Origin of the sequence: Geodermatophilus sp. Leaf369 (genome assembly GCF_001424455.1) — a bacterium.
Classification (GTDB): domain Bacteria; phylum Actinomycetota; class Actinomycetes; order Mycobacteriales; family Geodermatophilaceae; genus Klenkia.
Window position 1 is genome coordinate 1,076,188 of the sequence record NZ_LMQA01000002.1, and the last position, 21,285, is coordinate 1,097,472.

General features: G+C 73.8%; 17 protein-coding genes and 1 pseudogene. 14 read left to right on the forward strand and 4 right to left on the reverse strand.

The window, feature by feature from the left end:
* Positions 1–49: 49 nt before the first annotated feature.
* Complete coding sequence (galE, locus tag ASG36_RS14140) at positions 50–997, reverse strand: UDP-glucose 4-epimerase GalE (RefSeq protein ID WP_055765209.1); 948 nt, start codon at positions 995–997, stop codon at positions 50–52.
* Positions 998–1,055: 58 nt separating this feature from the next.
* Between galE and hisC the strand changes: the two genes are divergently transcribed.
* The 4 genes and pseudogenes from hisC to ASG36_RS22700 all read left to right on the forward strand — a co-directional run.
* Positions 1,056–2,147, forward strand: coding sequence for a histidinol-phosphate transaminase (gene hisC / locus ASG36_RS14145; protein WP_235494986.1), 1,092 nt, complete (start codon positions 1,056–1,058; stop codon positions 2,145–2,147).
* A gap of 54 nt (positions 2,148–2,201) precedes the next feature.
* Positions 2,202–3,221, forward strand: coding sequence for a tryptophan--tRNA ligase (gene trpS, locus ASG36_RS14150; RefSeq protein WP_055764758.1), 1,020 nt, complete (start codon positions 2,202–2,204; stop codon positions 3,219–3,221).
* Positions 3,222–3,231: 10 nt separating this feature from the next.
* A complete protein-coding gene (locus ASG36_RS14155; protein ID WP_055764760.1) occupies positions 3,232–3,828 on the forward strand; it encodes a 2'-5' RNA ligase family protein in 597 nt (198 codons plus the stop codon).
* A gap of 182 nt (positions 3,829–4,010) precedes the next feature.
* Positions 4,011–4,673, forward strand: a pseudogene (locus ASG36_RS22700) (YihY/virulence factor BrkB family protein); the annotation flags it as partial.
* A gap of 34 nt (positions 4,674–4,707) precedes the next feature.
* Here the strand turns inward: ASG36_RS22700 and ASG36_RS21585 are convergent.
* Positions 4,708–6,222 carry a D-alanyl-D-alanine carboxypeptidase family protein gene (locus ASG36_RS21585; protein ID WP_082523155.1) on the reverse strand — a complete coding sequence of 505 codons (1,515 nt, stop codon included), beginning with the start codon at positions 6,220–6,222 and terminating at the stop codon, positions 4,708–4,710.
* A 290-nt stretch (positions 6,223–6,512) separates the two neighbouring features.
* On the opposite strand from ASG36_RS21585, the gene ASG36_RS14175 reads away from it, so the two are divergent.
* The 10 genes from ASG36_RS14175 (at position 6,513) to ASG36_RS14220 (ending at position 18,185) form a co-directional block, all read left to right on the forward strand.
* Entirely contained in the window at positions 6,513–7,583 is a 1,071-nt protein-coding gene (locus ASG36_RS14175) for a BMP family protein (protein WP_055764767.1), read from the forward strand.
* 181 nt (positions 7,584–7,764) lie between these two features.
* Positions 7,765–9,294: an ABC transporter ATP-binding protein gene (locus ASG36_RS14180; protein ID WP_055764769.1), complete on the forward strand. Its 1,530-nt coding sequence runs from the start codon at positions 7,765–7,767 to the stop codon at positions 9,292–9,294.
* Positions 9,291–10,553 carry an ABC transporter permease gene (locus ASG36_RS14185; RefSeq protein WP_082523086.1) on the forward strand — a complete coding sequence of 421 codons (1,263 nt, stop codon included), beginning with the start codon at positions 9,291–9,293 and terminating at the stop codon, positions 10,551–10,553. The genes ASG36_RS14180 and ASG36_RS14185 overlap by 4 nt, the downstream gene beginning before the upstream one ends.
* Positions 10,550–11,833, forward strand: coding sequence for an ABC transporter permease (locus ASG36_RS14190; protein ID WP_055764772.1), 1,284 nt, complete (start codon positions 10,550–10,552; stop codon positions 11,831–11,833). The genes ASG36_RS14185 and ASG36_RS14190 overlap by 4 nt, the downstream gene beginning before the upstream one ends.
* Positions 11,833–12,240 carry a cytidine deaminase gene (locus ASG36_RS14195; protein ID WP_055764774.1) on the forward strand — a complete coding sequence of 136 codons (408 nt, stop codon included), beginning with the start codon at positions 11,833–11,835 and terminating at the stop codon, positions 12,238–12,240. Before ASG36_RS14190 ends, ASG36_RS14195 begins: the two co-directional genes overlap by 1 nt.
* Positions 12,237–13,517 (forward strand): thymidine phosphorylase, encoded by a 1,281-nt coding sequence (locus ASG36_RS14200; protein ID WP_055764776.1) that lies wholly within the window; start codon positions 12,237–12,239, stop codon positions 13,515–13,517. The genes ASG36_RS14195 and ASG36_RS14200 overlap by 4 nt, the downstream gene beginning before the upstream one ends.
* 71 nt (positions 13,518–13,588) lie before the next feature.
* Positions 13,589–14,509 carry an ABC transporter ATP-binding protein gene (locus ASG36_RS14205; protein WP_055764778.1) on the forward strand — a complete coding sequence of 307 codons (921 nt, stop codon included), beginning with the start codon at positions 13,589–13,591 and terminating at the stop codon, positions 14,507–14,509.
* Complete coding sequence (locus tag ASG36_RS14210; RefSeq protein ID WP_055764780.1) at positions 14,506–15,318, forward strand: ABC transporter permease; 813 nt, start codon at positions 14,506–14,508, stop codon at positions 15,316–15,318. Before ASG36_RS14205 ends, ASG36_RS14210 begins: the two co-directional genes overlap by 4 nt.
* Before the next feature lie 10 nt (positions 15,319–15,328).
* Positions 15,329–16,387 carry an adenosine deaminase gene (locus tag ASG36_RS14215; RefSeq protein WP_055765213.1) on the forward strand — a complete coding sequence of 353 codons (1,059 nt, stop codon included), beginning with the start codon at positions 15,329–15,331 and terminating at the stop codon, positions 16,385–16,387.
* Positions 16,388–16,610: 223 nt separating this feature from the next.
* A complete protein-coding gene (locus ASG36_RS14220) occupies positions 16,611–18,185 on the forward strand; it encodes a DEAD/DEAH box helicase (RefSeq protein ID WP_055764782.1) in 1,575 nt (524 codons plus the stop codon).
* 114 nt (positions 18,186–18,299) lie between these two features.
* On the opposite strand, the gene ASG36_RS14225 is transcribed toward ASG36_RS14220, so the two are convergent.
* A complete protein-coding gene (locus ASG36_RS14225; protein ID WP_055764784.1) occupies positions 18,300–19,676 on the reverse strand; it encodes a hypothetical protein in 1,377 nt (458 codons plus the stop codon).
* 34 nt (positions 19,677–19,710) lie between these two features.
* Positions 19,711–21,255 (reverse strand): MFS transporter, encoded by a 1,545-nt coding sequence (locus ASG36_RS14230; RefSeq protein WP_055764786.1) that lies wholly within the window; start codon positions 21,253–21,255, stop codon positions 19,711–19,713.
* Positions 21,256–21,285: the final 30 nt, after the last annotated feature.

The following is a 21,285-nucleotide window of genomic DNA, read 5'->3' on the forward strand; positions in this document are numbered from 1 at the left end:
CCTGGGACGGGGCCGTCGTCAGGACCTGGGACGAGGAGGGCGCTTCTCGTCAGGTGAGGAGGGACCAGGCGTCGCGGACCATCGTGGTCAGGTCGGCGTGCTGCGGGGTCCAGCCGAGGTCGGCCCGGATCCGGGCGGAGGAGGCGACCAGCTGGGCCGGGTCGCCGGCCCGGCGGTCGCCGACGACGACGGGGACCGGGTGTTCGGTGACCTCGCGGACGGCGTCGACGACCTGCTGGACGCTGAACCCGGTGCCGTTGCCCAGGTTGTAGACCCGGTGCTCGCCCGCGGCCGGGGCCGGCAGGGCCAGCAGGTGGGCGTCGGCGAGGTCGAGCACGTGCACGTAGTCGCGCACGCAGGTGCCGTCGGGTGTGGGGTAGTCGTCGCCGTAGACGGTGATCGCCTCGCGGGTGCCGGCGGCGACCTGCAGCGCGATCGGGATGAGGTGGGTCTCGGTGGCGTGCCGCTCGCCCAGGCCGTGCCCGGCGCCGGCCACGTTGAAGTAGCGCAGGCTCACCGCGGCGAAGGAGTGGGCCACCGCGTAGGAGGTCAGCATGTGGTCCACGGCCAGCTTCGAGGCACCGTAGGTGTTGGTCGGCCGGGTGGGGGCGTCCTCGGTGATCGGCACCGACTCGGGCTCGCCGTAGGTGGCCGCGGTGGAGGAGAAGACGATGCGCCGGCAGTCGGCGGCGCGCATGGCCTCCAGCAGCGCCAGCGACCCGCCGACGTTGGTGTGCCAGTAGTCCTCGGGGGAGACCTGGCTCGCGCCGACGAGGCTCTTGGCCGCGAAGTGCAGCACCGCCTCGGGCCGGACGTCGGCCAGCACCGGGCCCGAGTCGTGCAGGGAGGCCTGCACGAACGTCGCGCCGGCCGGGACGGCGTCGGCGTGACCGGTCGACAGGTCGTCCAGCACGGTCACCTCGTGGCCCCCCTCCAGGAGGGAGGCCGTGACTACGCTGCCGATGTAGCCGGCTCCACCGGCGACCAGAACTCGCATGCGCACAGCCTCCCACCCAGCTCAGGAGGACCCTCCCGTGGTCAGCCCCCGTCCTGCCGTGTCCGCCCTGCCGGTCTACAAGCCCGGGCGCAACCCGGCCGACCTGGCCCGGGAGATCGGGGTGCCGCGCGCGGTGAAGCTGGCCAGCAACGAGGTGGCCTTCCCGCCGCTGCCCGCCGTCGTCCGGGCGATCGCCGACACCGCGGGGGAGACCAACCGCTACCCCGACAACGGGGCCGGGGTGCTGACCGCGGCGCTGGCCGCCCGGTACGACGTCGACCCGGCACAGATCGCGACCGGGTGCGGCGCGGTGATGTTGTGCCAGCAGCTGGCCCAGGCCTACGCCGACCCGGGTACGAGCATGGCCTTCGCGTGGCGCTCGTTCGAGATGTACCCGCTGCTGGCCCAGGTCGCCGGGGCCCGCGCGGTGCAGGTGCCGCTGGTGCCCGGTGTCCAGGGCGGTCCGGCCGACACCCACGACCTGGGCGCGCTGCTGGCCGCGATCGACGACACCACCCGCGTGGTCTTCGTCTGCAACCCCAACAACCCGACCGGGACGGCGGTCCGGCGGGCGGAGCTCGAGCGGTTCCTGGACGCGGTCCCGGCCAGCACGCTGGTCGTGCTCGACGAGGCCTACCGGGAGTTCGTCACCGACCCCGAGGTGCCCGACGGCATCGAGCTGATGCGCGGGCGCCCGAACGTCGCGGTGCTCCGCACGTTCTCCAAGGCCTGGGGCCTGGCCGGCCTGCGGGTGGGTTACCTCATCGCGGAGGACCCGGCCGTGGCCGAGGCCGTGCGCAAGACCCACGTGCCCTTCAGCGTGTCGATGCTCGCCCAGGCCGCGGCGGTGGCCGCGCTGGCCAGCGAGGACGAGGTGGTCGCCCGGGTCGCCGAGGTGACCGCCGAGCGCACCCGGCTGTCCGGGGAGCTGCGCCGCCGGGGCCACGCCGTCGCCGACAGCCAGGCCAACTTCGTGTGGCTGCCGGTGGGGGAGCAGGCCGCCGGGCTGGCCGCCGCGCTGGAGGCCCGGGCGGTCATCACCCGGCCCTTCGCCGGGGAGGGCGTGCGGGTCACCGTCGGCACTCCCGAGGAGGACGACGTCTTCCTCGCGGCGTTGGACGCGGTGACCGCCGCCACCTCCGCGGCCTGACCCGCAGGATCGATCCCGCGGGTCTGGGTCGGTGCCGCTGTGGCGCGTGGTTCGATGAGGGACGTGCCTGCCCCTCGCGTGCTGTCCGGCATCCAGCCGACGGCGGACTCCTTCCACCTCGGGAACCACCTCGGGGCGCTGCGCCAGTGGGTCAGCATGCAGGCCGACCACGAGGCCTTCTACTGCGTGGTGGACCTGCACGCGATCACCGTCGAGCAGGACCCCGCCGTCCTCCGCCGGCGCACGCTGGTGTCGGCCGCGCAGCTGATCGCGCTGGGCGTCGACCCCGACCGCAGCGCGCTGTTCGTGCAGAGCCACGTGCCCGAGCACGCCCAGCTGGGCTGGGTGCTGCAGTGCCTCACCGGGTTCGGCGAGGCCGGCCGGATGACCCAGTTCAAGGACAAGTCGGCCCGCCAGGGCCAGTCCAGCACCAGCGTCGGGCTGTTCACCTACCCGATCCTGCAGGCCGCCGACATCCTGCTGTACCAGGCCGAGCGGGTGCCGGTCGGTGAGGACCAGCGCCAGCACCTGGAGCTCACCCGCGACCTGGCCACCCGGTTCAACAGCCGGTACGGCGACACCTTCGTCCTGCCCGAGGCGTTCATCCCCCCGGGCGCGGCCAAGGTGCTCGACCTGCAGCAGCCGGACAAGAAGATGAGCAAGAGCCTCCCGGAGGCCGGCTGCATCAACCTGCTCGACGACCTGAAGACCACCGCCAAGCGGATCCGCAGCGCGGTCACCGACACCGGCCGCGAGGTCGTGTTCGACCCGGCCGACAAGCCCGGGGTCTCCAACCTGCTGACCATCCACGCGGCGTTCTCCGGGCGCACCGTCGCCGAGCTGGAGGAGCACTTCGCCGGCCGCGGCTACGGCGACCTCAAGAAGGAGGTCGCCGAGGTGGTCGGCGACGCCCTGGCCCCGGTCCAGACCCGGACGGCGGAGCTGCTCGCCGACACCGCGGAGCTCGAGGCCGTGCTGGCCGCCGGCGCCGCCCGGGCCCGCGAGGTCGCCGCCCCGACCCTGGCCACGGTCTACGACCGGATCGGCTTCCTGCGTCCGGGGCCCACCCCGTGAGGGGCTCGGCGTGAGCCGCCCCGAGCGCCGGCACGACGACACGTTCGTCCCCCGCCGGTCCAGCCGCCGCAGCACCGCCGACACCGCCGTCCTGGGCGTCGTCGTCGACGTCCCGGAGCCGTGGGCGCAGCTGCTGGTGGACTGGCGCACCAAGTGCGGTGACCCGCAGGCCAGCCTGGTCCCGCCGCACGTGACGCTGCTGCCGCCCACCGAGGTCGCCGTCGTCGACCGGCCCTCGATCAGCGCCCACCTGGCCGACGTCGCCCGTGCGCACCCGCCCTTCGACGTCCACCTGCGGGGCACGGGCACCTTCCGCCCGGTCTCCGAGGTCGTGTTCGTCGCCGTCGCCGACGGCGTCACCGACTGCACGTCGGTCGCCGGGGACGTGCGCACCGGACCGCTGCAGCGACCGCTGTCCTTCCCGTACCACCCGCACGTGACCGTGGCGCACGACGTGCCCACCGACATGCTCGACATGGCCCAGTCCGAGCTGGCCGACGTCGACGCCCGCTTCCGGGTCGAGCACTTCACCGAGTTCGAGCAGCTGCCCTCGGGTGCCTGGGCCGTGGCCCGCCAGCACCCGCTGACCGGACCGGCACGCAGCTGAGCGCACCGACCGCCCCGCCCGCCGAGGGCGGGGGCAACGTGCTGACCCGGACCATCGACCGGCTGCGGGACCTGCTGCACCGCGAGCGGGTCCGGCACCCCTGGCTGGACCACCTGGTGCACGCCGGTGGGCAGTACAACCGCTCCCAGGGCGACCTGCTGGCGTCGGGGGTCACCTACTACGTGTTCCTGGCGCTGTTCCCGGTCGTGCTGCTCGTCGCCTCGATCGCCGGGTTCGTGCTGGCCGGCAGCCCGCTGCTGCAGCTGCAGCTGATCGCGGCGATCCGCGAGGCCGTGCCTGGCGGCACCGGACAGCAGTTGGCCTCGGCGGTCACCGACGCGATCGACGCCCGCAGCACGACCGGCCTGATCGGCCTGGTCGGTTTCCTGTTCGTCGGCCTGGGCGCGGTCGACAAGCTGCGCGTGGGCATGGACATCATCTGGCGCGGCAAGCCAGACCAACCCGACTTCCTGGGCGACCGGGTCAAGGACCTGCTCGTGCTGCTGGGGTTCGCCGGGGCCGGCGTGCTGTCGATCGGCATCACCGCCGGGACGACGACGGCCGCGACGGGCCTGCTCGACCTGCTGGGCGTCGACGAGGTGCCCGGCTACTTCCTGCTGGTCTCCGCACTCGGCATCGGGCTGGTCCTGGTCGGGGACACCCTGGTCTTCCTCTGGCTGCTCAAGGGCGTGCCCAACACCCCCTACCGGGCCCGCGAGCTGCTGCCCGGGGCGGTGTTCGGCGCCGTCGGGTTCGAGGTGCTCAAGTTCGTCGGCGCCTACTACCTCAACCTGATCGGCGGCAACGCCACGATCTCGGCCTTCGGCGGGTTCGTCGGGCTGATCATCTGGATCAACGTGGTCGCCCGGTTCGCCTTCTTCACGGCCGCGTGGACCTCGACCCTCCCGGCGGTCGAGCACGCGGTCGGCCAGGTGCCGCTGGGCCCCGAGGCGCCGACCCGGCTGCCCGACGTGGTGCTGGTCGACGAACGCGGTCCCCGTCCTGCTCCCCTCGCGCTGGCGGGGGGTCTGCTCGGGGTGGGAGCGGCGGCGGGGGCGGTCGCCGCCCGCTGGGCGCCACGGTGGGTGCGTCGGACCCGCGCCCGGACCACGGCCCAGGCGCCGACCGACTGACCCGGCCGGCGGGCGCACCCGCCGTCATCGCCCGTCGTCGGCCGACCAGCGTGGCTCCGACGATGCCGACCGCGCCGACCCCGAGGGCCAGCGGGACCAGCACGGAGGACTCCCCGCCCGAGGAGGCGGCCGCGGCGGCGGGCTCCGCCTGCGCAGCGGCCACCGCGTCCTCCGGCGACAGCGACCCGTCGTCGGGGGCGACCGCGCTGGGCAGCGCGACCGGCTCGGTGTCGCCGGGGTCGACCAGGGTGCCGACGCCGCTGCCGGTGGGCGCGGCGAAGCCCCAGTCCAGCAGCCGCTCGGCCTGCTCGGTGGTGGAGACCGGGTAGCGCTCGGTCTGCATGAGGCTGACCACCAGGCGCCGGCCGTCGCGCTCGGCGGCGGCCACGAAGGTGTGCCGGGCGGCGTCGGTGAACCCGGTCTTGCCGCCCAGGGTGCCCGGGTACTCGGTGAGCAGGGTGTTCTGCGACTGGATCTGGTAGCCCTCGGTGAGCCCGGCGACGGCCGGCATCTGCGCGGTCTGCGTCTGCAGGATCGCCGCGGCGGTGGGGTCGGCGATCAGCTGCCGCATGATCAGCGCGAGGTCGTAGGGCGAGGAGCTCTGCCCGGCGACGTCCAGCCCGGACGGCGTGCCGGCGACGGTGTCCAGCGCGCCGATCCGCTCGGCCGTGGCGTTCATCGCCTCCAGCGTCGCCGGCACGCCGCCGGCGGCCCGGGCGAGGGCGTTGGCGGCGTCGTTGCCCGACTGCATGACCAGCCCGTCGAACAGCAGCGACACCGGGTACTGGCCGCCGGCGACCAGGCCCACCCGGCTGCCCTCGACCGACTCGTCCTCGCGGGTGCCCTCCACGACCAGCGTGGGGTCCAGCTGCCCGACCAGGGTCAGCAGGGTCAGCGTCTTCAGCGTGCTGGCCGGGTAGTAGCGGCCGTGCGGGTCCTGGGCGCCGAGCACCTCGCCGGTGTCCATGTCGGCGACCAGCCAGCCCCGGGCGTCGATGCCCTCGGGGAGCGCGGGGGCGCCGTCGACGGTGACCAGCCCGCGGGTGTCCAGACCCGCGCCGCCCACCGTGCTGCCGTCGGGGGCGGTGCCCTGCGGGGGACCGCCGTCCATCGGGGCGGTGGGGGTGGGGGCAGCGGGGTCCACGCTCGGGCGGGGAGCTGCGTCGGACTCGGCCAGCGCGGCGGGGGCGGTGGTCAGCACGGTGAGCCCGGCGACCAGTGCCACCGCCGCCGCCCGCACTCCGGGCAGCAGGGATCGCATGGTGGGGAACGCTAACCGCGGGTGGCCGGCACGGGGCCCCGGCACGCGGTGCAGCTGCGTCACGTGACGAGCGGGCGCCCGTGTGTGTCCGGTGTGTCCACCCGCTAACGATCGGGTCTCGGTGTCCACCCGACCTCACCGCTGGCCGGTCCGGCGCGGATAGCGTGCCGACGTCGCTGCCAGGCGTCCGGGACTCCCGGGGCCAGGGCAGCCGATCACCGGAGTGCACACCCCGGGGCGTCTCCCGGGCCACCGGCCCGGGACCAGCCCCATACGAGAGGAGACCCTTCGTGCGCCGTGCGCGTGGGATGAAGGCCGCAGCGCTGCTGCTGGCCGGCAGCTTGGCCCTGGCGGCCTGTGCCAGTGACGAGGAGACCGGTGGCGGCAGCGCCAGCGGCGGCAGTGCCGCCTCGGGCGACCTGCAGATCGGCCTGGCCTACGACACCGGCGGCCGTGGCGACCGCTCCTTCAACGACTCGGCGTACGCCGGCGCCTCGGCCGCGGCCGAGGCCCTCGGTGGCGAGGTCGAGGAGTTCAGCCCGAACGACGACGGTTCCGACCGCGCCGAGGGCCTGGCCCAGCTGGCCGAGGCCGGTTACGACCCGGTCATCGCCGTCGGGTTCAACTACGACGAGGTCATCGCCGACGTCGCCGCCGACTACCCGGACACCACGTTCGCCCAGGTCGACGGTTCCAACACCCTCTTCGACGGCAGCAGCAAGGGCGACAACGTCACCGGGCTGCTCTTCGCCGAGGAGCAGGGCTCGTTCCTGGCCGGCGTCGCCGCCGCCACCAAGACCGAGACCGACAACATCGGCTTCGTCGGTGGCGTCCAGTCGCCGCTGATCGAGAAGTTCGAGGCCGGCTACACCGCGGGCGCGCAGGCCGTGAACCCGGCCATCACCGTCCAGGTGCAGTACATCTCGCCCGCCGGTGACTTCTCCGGGTTCAGCGACCCGGCCCGTGGCCAGATCGTGGCCCAGGGTCAGTTCGAGGCCGGTGCCGACATCGTCTTCCACGCTGCCGGCGGCTCCGGCCAGGGCGTCTTCGAGGCCGCTGCGGCCTCGGGCAACCGCGCCATCGGCGTCGACTCCGACCAGTACGAGACCGTCGGCGACCCGGCCCTGCAGGCCGTGATCATGACCTCGATGCTCAAGCGGGTCGACAACGCCGTCGAGGCGTTCATCACCGACTACAGCGAGGGCAACGTCGAGGGCGGCACGGACGTCGTCAACGACCTGTCGACCGACGGTGTCGGCCTGTCCGTCTCCGGCGGCCAGATCGACGACATCGCCGACGTGATCGAGGACTACAAGCAGCAGATCATCGACGGGACCATCGAGGTCCCGACGACCCCCTGATGCCCTGCTGACCGGCAGCTCATCAGCACGGCAGGACGACGACGGGCCCGGGCGGCACACGCCCGGGCCCGTCGTTTCTGCTGTGTACCGTCCCCCCGTCGGGACGACCCCGGGGTGCGATCCCCGGCCGCCGCAGATCCTGCGGCCCACCAACAGGTCGAGACGTCGAGAGAGGCACCCAGTGACGGAGTCAGCACCGCTCGCGGTGGAGCTGCGGGGGATCACCAAGCGCTTCCCCGGGGTCGTGGCGAACCGGGACATCGAGCTGCGGGTCGCCCGCGGTGAGGTGCACGCGATCGTGGGGGAGAACGGCGCCGGCAAGTCGACGCTGATGAAGACCCTCTACGGCATGCACCGCCCCGACGAGGGCCAGATCCTGCTCGACGGCCGCGAGGTGGTCTTCAAGAGCCCCTCGGACGCCATCGCCGCCGGGGTCGGCATGGTCCACCAGCACTTCATGCTGGCCGACAACCTGACCGTGCTGGAGAACGTCGTCCTGGGTGCGGAGAAGTCGCACGGCATCGGGGAGAAGGCCCGCCGCCGGATCACCGAGATCTCCGACTCCTACGCCCTGGGCCTGGACCCCGACACCCTGGTCGAGGACCTCGGCGTGGGCGACCGGCAGCGGGTGGAGATCGCCAAGGTGCTCTACCGCGGTGCCACCACGCTGATCCTGGACGAGCCCACTGCCGTGCTGGTGCCCCAGGAGGTCGACGAGCTCTTCGGCAACCTCGCCGAGCTCAAGCGCGAGGGCCTCACCGTCATCTTCATCTCCCACAAGCTCGACGAGGTGCGCAAGGTCGCCGACTCGATCACCGTCATCCGCCGCGGCACGACCGTGGGCACCGCCGACCCGGCGACGACGTCGGCCAAGCAGCTGGCCGAGCTGATGGTCGGCGCGCAGCTGCCGACGCCGCAGACCCGCACCTCCACCGTCCGGGACGCCTCGGTGCTCCTGATGAGCGGGGTCACCGTCGCGGCCCCGGGCGGGCGACCGGCGGTCGACGACGTGACCCTGCGGGTGCGCGAGGGCGAGGTCGTGGGCATCGCCGGGGTCGAGGGCAACGGCCAGGCCGAGCTCGTCGACGCGATCATGGGCCTGCGCCCGCTGGCCGCCGGCACCGTCGAGCTGGGCACCGACGACATCACCCGGTGGACCACGCGGGCCCGCCGCGAGGGCGGCATCGGCTTCATCCCGGAGGACCGGCACCGCCAGGGCATGCTGCTGGACGCCCCGCTGTGGGAGAACCGCGTGCTGGGCCACCAGACCCGCCCGCCGTCGGTGAAGGGCCCCTTCATCGACCGCCGCGGCGCCCGCGCCGACACCGCCCGGATCATGAGCGAGTACGACGTCCGCGCCCCCGGCCCGGACACCCTGGCCGTCGCGCTCTCCGGCGGCAACCAGCAGAAGTTGATCGTCGGCCGCGAGATGAGCGCCGCACCGCGGCTGCTCATCGCGGCCCACCCGACCCGTGGCGTCGACGTCGGCGCGCAGTCGGTCATCTGGGAGCTGCTCAAGGACGCCCGCGCGGAGGGGATGGGGATCGTGCTGATCTCGGCCGACCTGGACGAGCTGATCGGGTTGTCGGACACGCTTCACGTGATGCTGCGCGGCCGCCTCGTCGCCACCCTGGACCCGTCGTCGCTGACCCCCGAGGAGCTCGGTGGGCACATGACCGGCGCCGTGCAGGCCGCCGGGAGCCCGGCGTGAACCGGGTGCGTGGGTTCGGCACCTCGCTGATCGCCCCGGCGCTGGCCATCGGCGTCGCGCTGGTGATCTCCGCGCTGGTCATCCTGGTGATCGGGCAGGACCCGCTGACCGCCGTCAAGGTCATGTTCGACTTCGGCGACACCCCCAGCCAGCAGACCCAGGCCATCGTCACCGTGCTCAACCGGGCGGTGCCGCTGTTCCTGGCCGGGCTGGCGGTCTCCGTCGCGTTCCGGATGGGCCTGTTCAACATCGGCGTCGAGGGCCAGTACCGGCTCGCCACGATCGTGGCCGCCGGCGCGGGCGCCGCGGTCGCCCTCCCGGGCCCGCTGCACCTGGTCTTCATCATCGTCGTGGCCATGCTGGTCGGGGCCCTGTGGGCCGGCATCGTCGGCGTCCTCAAGGTCACCCGCGGGGTCAGCGAGGTGATCAGCTCGATCATGCTGAACTTCATCGCGGCCGGGCTGGCGTCCACGCTGCTCACCGGCCCGCTGCGCGGCAGCGGTGAGGGCGCCTCGATCATCACCACCCGCGAGCTCCCCGAGTCCGCCTGGTTCCCCGACCTGAACGGGCTGTTCACCGTGCTGGGCCTGGCCCAGCCGCGCACCGAGCTCTTCGGCTTCCTGGTGGTCGCGGGCCTGGCCGGCATCGTCATCTCGGTGCTGATCAAGCGCACCCGGTTCGGCTTCGACCTGCGCGCCAGCGGCCTGTCGCCCTCGGCGGCCAGCGCCAGCGGCGTCGACGCCCGCGGCATGGTCGTGAAGACGATGCTCATCTCCGGCGCCGTCGCCGGGCTGATCGGGCTGCCCGACCTGCTGGGCTCCACGCACAGCTACGGCACCGAGTTCACCGCCGGGCTGGGCTTCCTGGGCATCGCGGTCGCCCTGCTGGGCCGCAACAACCCCCTCGGCATCGCCTTCGGTGCGCTGCTGTTCGGCTTCCTGGACCGCGCGGCCATCCCGCTGCAGTTCGCCGACATCCCCGCCTCGGTGGTCACGATCATCCAGGGCACGATCGTGCTCGCCGTCGTCGTCGCCAACGAGATCGCCCGCCGGCTCGTCCGGCGCCGGGCCGAGGGCGGTGCCGCCGTGAGCGCCCCGTCCACCGGTGACGGCAGCACCGGCGGCGGCCTCGGGCCCGACGGCGGCCTGCCGCCGGACGACGGTCCCGGCGGTGCCGGACCCGACGGCGGGCAGGGCCCCGCACTCACCTCCGCGACCGGGTCCGCCGGCCGCAGCGACACGACGGGCGGCCGGGCATGAGCACCGCGGTGACGACGACGGAGCGCTCCGCGCCCTCCCGCGGGCCGGTGACCGAGCTGTTCCTCGGCGGCGGCCGGTCCCGCCGGATCACCTGGCTCCTGGTCGGGTTGATCGTGCTGTTCTCCGCGGTCCGGGTGATCAGCGGCGAGGCGGCCCTGACGTCGTCCTCGACGTTCTCGGCCGCGCTGCTGCTGGCCGTGCCGCTGCTCCTGGTCGCTCTGGGCGGGCTGTTCGCCGAGCGGGCCGGCGTGGTGAACATCGGCCTGGACGGGATGATGATCCTGGGCACCTGGGGGGCCGGGTTCGCCGGCTACCAGTGGGGCTGGGTCGGGGCCGTCGTCGGCGGGATCGTCGCCGGTGCGATCGGCGGCCTGCTGCACGCGATCGCCACGGTGACCTTCGGGGTCGACCACGTGGTCTCCGGTGTGGCGATCAACATCCTCGCCGGCGGCATCGTCCGCTTCCTCTCCGAGCTGCTCTACACCGACAACCCGGCCGGCGGCGGTGTCACCCAGTCCCCGGCGCTGTCGTCCCGGCCACCGAGCTTCTCGCTGCCGGTGCTGTCCTCGGGTCCCGACCTGCTCGGTGACCTGGAGAGCAAGCAGTGGTTCCTGCTGTCCGACGTCGCCGGTCTGCTCCGTGGGCTGACCAACGGGGTCGGTGTGCTCACCGTCGTCGCCGTCCTGCTGGTGCCGGCGGCCTACCTGCTGCTCTGGCGGACGGCGTTCGGGCTGCGGCTGCGCTCGTGCGGGGAGAACCCGGCGGCCGCGGACTCCCTCGGCGTCCCGGTCTACCGGCTCAAGTACATCGCGGTCGTCGTGTCCGGTGCCCTGGCCGGCCTGGGCGGGGTGTTCCTGGTCTTCATCGCCAACATCTACCGCGAGGGACAGACCAACGGCCGCGGGTTCATCGGCCTGGCCGCGCTGATCTTCGGCAACTGGCGGCCCGGTGGGCTGGCCGCCGGCGCCGGGCTGTTCGGCTTCGCCGACGCCCTGCAGCTGCGCAGCCGCACCGGCGTGGTCGCGCTGCTGCTGCTGGTCGCGGTGCTGCTGGCCGGGGTCGCGGTCTACCAGGCCACCCGGCGCAAGGCCACCCAGGCGATCATCGCCGCGGCCTTCGCCGCCGCTTCGCTGTCGGGGTACCTGACCATCGACGTGCTGCCCGAGGGCATCGTGTCCTTCACCCCGCACATCACCACGCTGCTGGTGCTGTCCCTGGCCTCGCAACGGCTGCGGATGCCCAAGGCGGACGGACTCGTGTACCGGAGAGGCGAACACTGATGCCCGCGATCGACTGGGACGCCCTGCGCACCGCTGCCCGCGAGGCGATGACGCACGCCTACGCCCCGTACTCGCACTTCCCGGTGGGTGTCGCCGGCCTGGTGGACGACGGCCGGGTGGTCACCGGGTGCAACGTGGAGAACGCCTCCTACGGCATCGGGCTGTGCGCCGAGTGCGGGATGGTCAGCGAGCTGGCCCGCTCCGGCGGCGGCCGGCTGGTCGCGGTGGCCTGCGTGGGCGGGGACGGTCAGCCGTTGATGCCGTGCGGGCGGTGCCGGCAGCTGCTCTGGGAGTTCGGCGGTGCGGAGATGATGATCGAGACCGTGTCGCTGGGCATCGTGCCCATGCGCGAGGTGCTGCCCGACGCGTTCGGCCCCGACGACCTGGTCGCGGCGGCCGCCCGGTGAGCGCGCACGACGCGATCGACGTCATCCGGGCCAAGCGGGACGGCGTCGAACTCACCGGCGACCAGATCCGCTGGGTGATCGGCGCCTACACGGCGGGCCGGGTGCCCGACGAGCAGATGAGCGCGCTGCTGATGAGCGTCTTCTTCCGCGGCATGACACCGGCCGAGCTCGCCGCCTGGACCCAGGCGATGATCGACTCCGGCGTCCGCAAGGACCTCTCGTCGCTGGGCCGACCGACCGCGGACAAGCACTCCACCGGCGGCGTGGGGGACAAGACCACCCTGCCGCTGGCCCCGCTCGTCGCGGCCTGCGGGGTCGCCGTCCCGCAGCTGTCCGGCCGCGGGCTGGGCCACACCGGCGGCACGCTGGACAAGCTCGAGGCGATCCCGGGGTGGCGGGCCGACCTGAGCGAGGACGAGTACCTCGCCCAGCTGCGCGACGTCGGCGCGGTGGTCTGCGCGGCCGGGAACGACCTGGCCCCGGCGGACAAGCTGCTCTACGCGCTGCGCGACGTCACCGGCACCGTCGAGTCGATCCCGCTGATCGCCAGCTCGATCATGAGCAAGAAGATCGCCGAGGGCGCCGACGCGCTGGTGCTCGACGTCAAGACCGGGTCCGGGGCGTTCATGAAGGACGTCGAGAGCTCCCGCGAGCTGGCCCGCACCATGGTCGGGCTGGGCGAGGCCGCCGGCGTGCACACCGTGGCGCTGGTGACCGCCATGGACCGTCCGCTGGGCCGGGCCGCGGGCAACGCCGTCGAGGTCGCGGAGTCCCTGGAGGTGCTCGCCGGGGGCGGGCCGGCCGACCTGGTCGAGCTCACCCTGGCCCTGGCCCGGGAGATGCTGGCCGGGGCCGGCCGCACCGACGTCGACCCCGCTGCCGCGCTGGCCGACGGCCGGGCGATGGACAGCTGGAACGCGATGATCCGGGCCCAGGGCGGCGACCCCACCGCCCCGCTGCCGCAGCCCACCGAGCGGCACGTGGTGACCGCCCCGGCCACCGGCACGCTCACCCGGCTCGACGCCTACGCCCTCGGCGTGGCCGCCTGGCGGCTCGGTGCCGGCCGGGCCCGCAAGGAGGACCCGGTGTCCGCCGCCGCCGGCGTCGTCTGGCACGCCGGGGTGGGGGAGCAGGTCACCGCCGGCCAGCCGCTGCTGGAGCTGCAGACCGACGACGCGACCCGCATCGAGCGCGCCCTGGCGGCCCTGGACGGCGCCGTCGGCGTGGACACCGACGACGTCCCCCTGCCGCTGGTCGTGGACCGCATCACCGCCTGACCGGAGTGCCCGGGCGCAGGAGACCCGCACCCGGGCACTCCGCACAGACACATGGGGGAGACTCGGTCCCCGTGAGCAGTTCCGCCGCGACGGCAGCACCCAGCAGCACCGGCCCGCTCGACCCCGATGCGGCCATCAGCGTCCGCGGGCTGGTGAAGCGCTACGGCGACCGCAACGCCGTCGACGGCCTGGACCTCGACATCCGCCGCGGTGAGGTGTTCGCGCTGCTCGGCCCGAACGGGGCGGGCAAGACCACCACCGTCGAGGTGCTCGAGGGCTACCGCTCCCGGGACGGCGGCGAGGTGCAGGTGCTCGGCGTCGACCCGGCGCACGGCGGTCGGCGCTGGAAGTCCGACATCGGCATCGTGCTGCAGTCCGGTGGCGGGGACAGCCAGCTGACCTGCCTCGAGCTGCTGACCGCCCAGGCCGCCTACTACCCCGACGCCCGCGAGCCGGCCGAGGTGCTGGAGCTCGTCGGCCTCACCGAGAAGGCGAAGGCCCGCGGCCGGTCGCTGTCCGGCGGCCAGCGGCGCCGGCTCGACGTCGCGCTGGGCATCGTCGGCCGGCCCGCGCTGCTGTTCCTCGACGAGCCCACCACCGGGTTCGACCCGGAGGCCCGGCGCCAGTTCTGGTCGCTCATCCGCTCCCTGCGCGACCTGGGGACGACGATGCTGCTCACCACCCACTACCTGGACGAGGCCGAGGAGCTGGCCGACCGGGTCGGGGTCATCACCGGCGGCCGGCTGGTCGAGGTCGCCGTCCCCTCGGCCCTGGGTGGCCGCGGGCAGGCCCCCGCCGTCGTCAGCTGGACCGAGGACGGCGCCCGACGCACCGAGGCGACCGCCACCCCCACGGCCTTCGTCGCCACCCTGGCCGCCCGGTTCCCCGGCGAGGTCCCCGACCTCGCCGTCGCCCGGCCCACGCTCGAGGACGTGTACCTGCAGATGATCGGCCAGTCCGACCCCGCCGAGACCGTGGCGGTGGCCTCGTGAGCGCCCCCACGGTGAAGCTCCCGTCCCTGGCACGGGTCTACCGGGTGCGCGCCGGGGTGGAGCTCAAGGAGTTCTTCCGGCAGCGCGAGTCCGTCGTCTTCACGCTGATGTTCCCGGTGATCCTGCTCGTCGTCTTCGGCGCGGTGCTGGACTACGACATCGGTGGCGGCGTCAGCTTCACCCAGTACTTCATGGCCGGGGTGATCGCGGCCGGGATCCTGGGCGCGAGCCTGCAGAACATGGCGATCAACATCGCCACCGAGCGCAGCGACGGCTCGCTCAAGCACCTGGCCGGCACGCCCATGCCCAAGAGCGCCTACTTCGTCGGCAAGATCGTCCAGGTCTTCGCCGTGACCGTCGCGACGATCGTGATCCTGCTGGTCGTCGGGCTGGTGCTCTACGGCATCGACCTGCCCAGCGGGGCCGACTGGCTGACCTTCCTGTGGGTCGCGTTCCTCGGCTCGGCGGCCTGCACCCTGCTGGGCATCGCCGTCTCCAGCCTGGCCAAGAACGGCCGGTCGGCGTCGGCGACGGTCACCCCGTTCGCGCTGATCCTGCAGTTCATCTCCGGGGTGTTCTTCCGGTTCGACCAGATCCCCACCTGGATGCAGACCATCGCCTCGGTCTTCCCGCTGAAGTGGATGGCCCAGGGCCTGCGCTCGGTGTTCCTGCCCGACGTCCTCGCCGCGCAGGAGCCTGCCGGGTCGTGGGAGCTGGGCCGGGTCGCGCTGGTGCTCCTGGTGTGGGTCGCGGTCGGGCTGGGGCTGTGCGTGCTGACCTTCCGCTGGCGGGACCGCGCGGACGGGTAGCGTGCCGCGGATGTCCGCCGCACCGACCCCGGAGACCCTCGCCCGCGCCCCCAAGGTGCTCCTGCACGACCACCTGGACGGCGGGCTCCGGCCGCAGACGGTCCTCGAGCTGGCCGACCAGATCGGTTACCGCGAGCTGCCCGCCGACGACGCCGGGTCCCTGGGGGCCTGGTTCCGGCAGGCCGCCGACTCCGGCTCCCTGGTGCGCTACCTGGAGACCTTCGCGCACACCGTCGGGGTCATGCAGACCCCCGAGGCGGTGCACCGGGTCGCCCGGGAGGCCGCCCTCGACCTCGCCGCCGACGGCGTCGTGCACGCCGAGGTGCGGATGGCCCCGGAGCTGCTGACCGCGATGCCGATCGAGGCCGCGGTCGAGGCGATGCTCGACGGCTACGCCACCGGTGCACGGGAAGCCGGGACGATCCGGGTCGGCACGCTGCTGTGCGCGATGCGCCAGGCCGACCGGTGGGACGAGGTGGCCGGTCTCGTCGTCCGCTACCGGGACGCCGGCGTCGTCGGGTTCGATCTCGCCGGCCCGGAGATCGGCTTCCCCGCCGACCGGCACCCCTCCGCCATCGCGCTGCTGGACCGGGCGCAGGCGCACCGCACGATCCACGCCGGCGAGGCGCACGGCGTCGAGAGCATCCGGGTGGCCCTCGACGGCGCCCGCGCCGAGCGGCTGGGCCACGGGGTGCGGATCGCCGACGAGGTGCCCGAGGACGGCGGACCGCTGGGCCCGACGGCGCAGCGGGTGCTCGACGAGCAGGTGCCCCTGGAGGTCGCCCCGTCGTCGAACGTGCAGACCGGCGCCTACAGCTCGCTGGCCCGCCACCCGGTCGGCCGGCTGCACGCCCTCGGCTTCGCCGTCACCCTCAACACCGACAACCGGCTGATGAGCGGGGTGTCCACCAGCTCCGAGTTCGCCGCCGTCGTGGCCGCGCACGGCTGGGGGTGGGACGACGTCCAGACCGTGACCGAGCGGGCCGTGGCCGCCGCCTTCCTGGCCGACGGCGACCGCGCGCAGCTGCTCGCCGACGTCCGGTCGGGGTACGCCGCCCTGCGGGGGTGAGCGCGCACACCCGTCCGTGGGAATCAATCCCCGGCGATCGCTGCTAACCTGGACGTGCCGGCGAGTGCCGGCCATCCTCCCGGACGGTCCTGTCCGGGGAAGAGCGCATCCGTGCAGATCCAGCGTCAACGTCGACGCACGCGATCACCAGTGAAGGCGCCGGGTCACCCGGCAGCTCTGCACCACCCACGGGACGCGCCCCGATCTGTATCGGAGTTCCCGCTTGTCCTCGTTCGACTCTGTCGACACCAGCACCACCGTTCCCACCACCGAGGCTCCTGAGGCCGCTGTCGAGACCCCCGAGGTCGAGACCGCCGCCGAGCCCACCGGCCCCTCGTTCGCCCAGCTCGGTCTCCAGCAGCAGCTGGTCACCGCGCTCGAGCGCAAGGGCATCCGGCACCCGTTCGCCATCCAGACCTCCGCCCTGCCGGACGCCATGGCCGGCCGCGACGTGCTCGGCAAGGCAGCCACCGGCTCGGGCAAGACCCTGGCCTTCGGTCTGCCCCTCCTGCACCGCCTCGGCCAGGACGTCCAGCACGGTCGCCGCGCCCCGCGTGGCCTCGTGCTCGTCCCCACCCGTGAGCTCGCGCAGCAGGTGCACGACGCGCTGGCCCCGCTGGGCCAGTCCAACGGCGTGCAGCTCGCCGCGGTCTACGGCGGTGCCTCGATGTACCGCCAGATCCAGCAGCTGCGCCGCGGCGTCGACGTCGTCATCGCGACGCCGGGCCGCCTGCAGGACCTGATCAACCAGGGCGAGTGCTCGCTCACCGACGTCGAGATCTCGGTCATCGACGAGGCGGACTTCATGTCCGACCTGGGCTTCCTGCCCGTGGTGAAGGAGCTGCTCGACCAGACCCGCACCGACGGTCAGCGCCTGCTCTTCTCGGCCACCCTGGACGGTGAGGTCGACAGCCTCGTCCGTCGTTACCTCAAGGACCCGGCCCGTCACTCGGTGGTCACCGCCGCCGACGCCGCGCCGCCGGCCGAGCACCGCGCCTACAGCGTGTCCTTCCCGGACCGCCTGCGGGTCACCGAGCAGCTCGCCGCCCGCCCGGGCCGCACGATCATCTTCGTGCGCACCCAGCACGGCGCCGACCGGCTCGCCGACAACTTGCAGCAGGTCGGCATCAAGGCCGAGCCGATCCACGGCGGTCTGCCGCAGTCGGCCCGTCGCCGCGCGCTCGAGGCGTTCACCGACGCCCGCTCGCCGGTCCTGGTCGCCACCGACGTCGCCGCCCGCGGCATCCACGTCGACGACGTGTCGCTGGTCCTGCACTACGACCCGCCGGCAGACCACAAGACCTACCTGCACCGCTCCGGCCGCACCGCGCGCGCCGGTGCCGCGGGTGTCGTCGTCTCGCTGCTGCTGCCCGACCAGGTGGGCCAGGCCAAGCGCCGCTTCCGCCAGGCCGCGGTGAACACCGACGTGTCCCGGATCCGTCCGGGCGACGCCCCGATCGCCGAGCTCGTGGCGGCCGGTGTGCACGTCGAGCCCGTCGAGCGTCCGGTCCGTCCCTCGCGGGGTGGCTCGTCCTCGGGTCGCCCGCGTCGTGAGGGTGGCGGCGACCGTCGTCCCCGTCGCGAGGGCTTCGGCGACCGCCCGGCCCGTCCGGCCGGCGAGCGTCCCTCCTACGGCGACCGTCCGGCCCGCCCGGCCGGTGACCGCCCGTCCTACGGCGACCGTCCGGCCCGTCCCGCCGGTGACCGTCCCACCTACGGGGACCGCCGTTCGCCCGGCGCCCGCCCCACCGGTGGCGGCCAGGGCGGACGCCCGCCCCGCCCGGCCCGCTCGTACTGATCCACCCCTGAACGGCTGAACGGCCGGTCCCCCGCACGGGGGGCCGGCCGTTCTGCTGTGCAGGACGAGAAGCGCCCTTCTCGTCAGGACTCCTGACGAGAAGGGCGCTTCCCGTCAGTCCCGGAAGACCAGGGCGGTGCTGACCTCGCGGACGAGCTCGTCCCACGGGCCGGTGAGGGCGGCGGCGTCCTCGGCGCGCAGGGCGGCCTGCGGCTCGCGGTCGCTGCGGGCCACGGCCTGCCCGAGCGGGGTGCTCGGGGCGAGCAGCTCCTCGACCCGGGGCAGTCCGGCGTACTCGGCCAGGTCGCGGGCGCCCTCGACCGGCTGGGTGAGGACGCCGTGGTCGACCAGACCGGCCGCACCGTCGGCCACCTCGCTGAGCAGCTCGGCGAGCTCGGTGAGGTCGTAGCGGTCCTGGTCGGCGGGCAGCGGCTGGGTCTCGGTGGCGGCGACCTCGGGCCAGGAGGCGATCTCGGTCAGGTCGTGCGCCTCGTCGCCGGCGATGAAGGCCGACAGCTCGGCGGGGGTGCCGAAGAGGAACACCTCGCCGTCGCGGCCCAGGAAGCGGGCCTCGTCGTCGACGTAGCAGCGCAGGGTCAGACCCGCGCCCTCGGGGACGACGACCTCGACGGGCAGGATGCCGACGCCCTCCCAGAAGCCCGCGGCAGCGGCGACGGCCGCCGGGGAGGCGGTGAGCCGGCTCCCGCTGATGGTGCTCGTGGGGGTGGGGACGACAGCGGCCACCTCGACGTCCTCGTCCTCGGTGTGGTCGTCCCCGTCCACGTCGGCGGCCTCGGCGTCCTCGGGCTCGGCCGCGCGGGACTGCGACTCCTCGCTGGCCGACGGGTAGTCCGCGACGTCCACGGTGCCGGCGCCGGTCCAGTCCAGGTGCTCGTCGACCTCCTCGACGACGTCCTCCCAGAGCTCGTCGACCGAGCTGCCCAGCTTGATCCAGGACTCCTCGCCGGTGCGGCCGACGAACGCCTCGACGCCCAGGCCGAGCATGGCGACCTCGGGCTGGGCCATCAGCTCCGCGACGGACTCGAAGGCGGTCTCGTCGTCCTCGGAGTCGTCGTCGGTCTCGTCGTCCTCGTCGGGTGCGGTGTCGCAGCACTCGGCGATCCGGCCGACGACGTCGAAGGTCGCGGCGAGCTCCTCCACCGCCCAGCGGTCGGGGTTGTCGGCGACGACGTCGTAGACCCCGTCCAGGTCGAACCGGTGGTCCTCGTCCGGGGTGAGGTCGGCGGCACCCAGGCCGGCGACGACCGGCCAGACCGGGTGGTCGGACAGGTCGTGGTCGGTGCTGCTGCGGCAGAACGCGGCGAGCGCGGCCGGGGTCGGGAAGAGGTGCACGGTGGCCGTCTCGCCCTCGGAGTTGCCGAGGAAGGCCTGCCACTCCTCGCCGTCCTCCTCCCACGGAGGAGCCCACAGCGTGTAGCCCGTGCGGTCGTCGAGGGTGAGGGCGATGGGGACGATGCTGGGCCTGGCCACGGGGTCATCCTGCCGTGTCCGGCTGTGATCAGCCCTACCGGTCGCCCTGCGGGGTCCGCTTCTCCCGCCAGACCGTGGCCACGAGGACGACGGCGCCCACCATCACGACCGCCCCGATGCCCGCAGCGGCGTCCATGCCGGCGCTGAACGCCTCCTGGGCGCTGGTGGTCAGCGCGGTCGCGGTGTCGGCCGGCAGCCGACCGGCGACGTCCACGGCGCCGCCCAGCGTGCCGGCAGCGGTGGCATCCGCGCCGTCCACGCCGGCGGGCAGCACGAGGCGGGCGGTGTAGACCGCACCGAGCACGCTGCCCAGCACGGCGACCCCGAGGCCGGTGCCCAGCTCGTAGGCGGTCTCGCTGACCGCGCTGGCCTGCCCGGCGCGCTCGGCCGGTGCGGCGGTGAGGATCGCGTCGTTGGTCAGCGTCTCCGACAACCCGGCGCCGGCGGCGACCAGACCGAACGCCAGCACGACGACGAGGACGTCGGAGTCCGGGCCCAGTCGGGTGGCCACGACGTACCCGGCCACGCCGAGCAGCAGCCCGGTGACGACCAGCCAGCGCACCGGGACGACCTTCGCCAGCGGGACCGCAGCCAGGCCCGCGAGCACCGAGGCGATCAGCCCCGGCACGAGGAGCAGGCCGGCGTCGAGCGGGCCGACGCCCAGCACGAGTTGCAGGTACTGCGAGGTGATCAGCAGCAGGCCGGTCAGGGCGGCGATGCTGAGCAGGTTGGCGCTGATGGCGGCGGTGACCACCCGGGAGCGGAACAGCCGCAGGTCCATCAGCGGGTCGCGGCCGGTGAGCTGGCGGCGGACGAAGGTGATCCCGCTGGCCACGCCGAGCACGGCCGCGCCCACGCTGGCCACCGACACCTCGCCGGTGGCCAGGGTCTTGATGGCGTAGACCACCGGCAGCATCGTGGTCAGCGAGAGGCCGACGCTGACCAGGTCGAGCCGACCGGGAGAGGGGTCGCGGGACTCGGGCAGCAGCAGGGGTCCGACCACCAGCAGGGCGGCCAGCACCGGCACGTTCACCAGGAAGACCGAGCCCCACCAGTAGTGCTCGAGCAGCCAGCCGCCCAGGATCGGGCCCAGCGCGGCGCCGCCGGAGAACCCGGCGGCCCAGACCGCGATGGCCAGCCGACGCTGCTGCCGGTCCAGGAACAGGTTGCGCAGCAGGGACAGCGTCGAGGGCATCAGGGCCGCGCCGAAGAGACCCTGCAGGGCCCGGGCGGCGATCAGCCAGCGGATGTCGGGGGCGTAGGCGGCCAGCACCGACGCGATGCCGAACCCGGCGGCGCCGATCAGCAGCATCCGACGCCGGCCGAACCGGTCGCCCAGCGTGCCGGCGGTGATCAGCAGACCGGCGAGCACCAGCGGGTAGACGTCGACGGCCCAGAGCAGCTCGGTGCCGCTGGGCACCAGGGCCCGGGTGATCGAGGGGACGGCGAAGGTCAGCACCGTCCCGTCGACCGAGACGAGCAGGACCGGGAGCATCAGCACGGCGAGGCCGAGCCACTCCCGTCGTCCGGCGCGGGGGGTGGTGTTCTCGACCGGGGTGCCGGCCGTGGCGGTGCTCATCGTGTCCTCGGTCCTGTGGGTGTCGCTCTA